Source organism: Mycolicibacterium vinylchloridicum, from assembly GCF_013404075.1.
GTDB classification, from domain to species: Bacteria; Actinomycetota; Actinomycetes; order Mycobacteriales; family Mycobacteriaceae; genus Mycobacterium; species Mycobacterium vinylchloridicum.
In genome coordinates, this window is record NZ_JACBJQ010000157.1 from 1 (window position 1) to 1,994 (window position 1,994).

The 1,994-nt window shown below is 61.0% G+C and carries 1 protein-coding gene; it reads left to right on the plus strand.

Going from position 1 to position 1,994, the window contains the following annotated elements:
- Positions 1–1,062 precede the first annotated feature (1,062 nt).
- Positions 1,063–1,869 (plus strand): IS30 family transposase, encoded by an 807-nt coding sequence (locus HPC46_RS34245; protein ID WP_233717044.1) that lies wholly within the window; start codon positions 1,063–1,065, stop codon positions 1,867–1,869.
- The last annotated feature ends 125 nt before the right edge of the window (positions 1,870–1,994 follow it).

Genomic DNA, 1,994 nt, shown 5'->3' on the forward strand with positions numbered 1-1,994 from the left:
AGTAGGTACGGTCTTCATGGCGGTCCCTTACTCCTTCTTCGAGGTGTACTTGGTCGTTCACCCGAAGACCTACCATCTGGCGGGCATCAGGTGAGGGACCGCCACCTCAAATTCCACGAAGACCGGGACAACCTCCGAACACTGGCTGACCGGTATACGGCGTTGGGTTCTGACCCGCGGGTGTGCCCTCGGGGATTACGGAGGGCTGGGCGGCCAAGGAGTCCGCCGGCGGCGGTTCGAACGAGTTCGGCAACTCGAACGGCGACGCGGGAGGTGACGGTGCGAGCGGGTCGAGTGGCGGTGACGGGGCGGGCGGATCTGGTGGGAAGGGCGCGGCTGCTGGGTCGTTTGGTACCGGCGGAGGGGCGACGCCGGGTTCGGCCAGCGCGAGCGGGTTGCCAAAAGTCAGCCCAGCCATCATGGCGCAAGTGATGATCGCAACCAGCAGCCGCGGTTTGTCGTGTTTGGCCATCGGTCGCCTCCTATCGTCCGCGCCGTGCCCCTAGGTGTGGGTCTTCGACAAGTCTACTGTGTACGTAGTTACTAAGTAGGATAGATTGGATCTTGGCGGATGATTTACGGGTAGTTTCTTCGGGCCAACTTCAGTTTGCTGATCAGGCGGTATAGTTGGCGAACGTCTCTGAACATGGTTCAGTGCAGCACATTAATTCTTGTCTACCCCAAGTGATTCCAGCCGCGAAGGCGGGTTCTGTCAAGGCGTACCCAATGTGCGCCTTCGGGCATTGGATCGCTCGCGCACACGAACGGCGTACCTCCGCTGACCTACTATTTGTGTACATACAGACTAGCTGGGTCCTGGATCTGTTGACACAGTGTGCTGTTGAGAACGAGCACGCGTGTGCCCGATATGCCCCGGATCCGATGCTTGCTACTGAGTTCGATAGTAGAACGCGCGCGAGGGCCCCCGAGGGACGAATACCATTGTCTGTCCGTAGTCCTGTGTGGTGTCGAAGTCGCAGCCGATCCTGAGAGGTTCTGGTGGAGTTTTCCCGGTTGAGTTCAAGGGTCTAGTGCAACAGCTCCTTGTTGAGGGGTTGTTCGATGCGTCCTGGTCCTTCGTCGTCGATTGTTCGTTTGTTTTGGGCTCATGTGCGGTCAGGGTTGTCGATCGAAGAAGCTGCTGTGGCCGCTGGTGTGCCGGTGACCACAGCCGGGCAGTGGTTCCGTAACGCTGGCGGTGTGAAACCCCGGGTTGTTGGTGATGCGCCGCGACGATACTCACGGCTGACTTTCCTTGAGCGCGAACAGATCGCGTTGGGAGTTGCGGCCCAGGAGCCGATCAGATGTATCGCCGAGCGGTTGGGGCGTTCGGCGTCGACAATCAGTCGAGAGATTAAACGCAACAGCTCCCACGGCCGCAACAAGTACCGTCCGCAGTTCCGATTCGGCGCACCATGGCGGGGCGGACCCTTGCGGCGACCGCATTACATCGCCAGCGCCGCCCAGGGCCGTGCACAACGCAACGCCTGTCGCCGGCACCCGCGCAAGCTGGCCACCAACGACCGCCTCCACGATCAGGTGCAGACTTGGTTGAAGGACTTCCTTAGCCCTGAGCAGATCACCCAACGGCTGGTGGCTGAGTATCCCGACGACCTGGAGATGCGGGTGTCCCACGAAACGATCTACCAGTCGATATATGTGCAGGGTAAGGGCAATTTGCGTCGTGAACTGCACACCTGTCTGCGCACCGGGCGCGCTCTGCGTCATCCGCGGCGCCGGTCGGGCGAACGTCGCGGACGCATCCCTGGCATGGTCAATATCAGCCAGCGGCCCCCCGAAGCCCTCGACCGGGCCATACCCGGACATTGGGAGGGTGATCTGATCCTGGGCAGCACGGAGTCCGGATGAGGAATTGTCAATACCTGTGGATCGGGGTGTTTCAGGCGACCTCCGTTTCGGTTGATTCGGCCGGCTCGGGCGGTGTGATGTCGGCGGGGCGTTCGAGTAGCTTGCCTTTGTGGAAGACGGCGCCG

Coding starts and splice junctions, on each gene's coding strand:
- HPC46_RS34245 (WP_233717044.1), top strand. CDS start 1,063: ATGCGTCCTGGTCCTTCGTCGTCGATTGTTCGTTTGTTTTGGGCTCAT.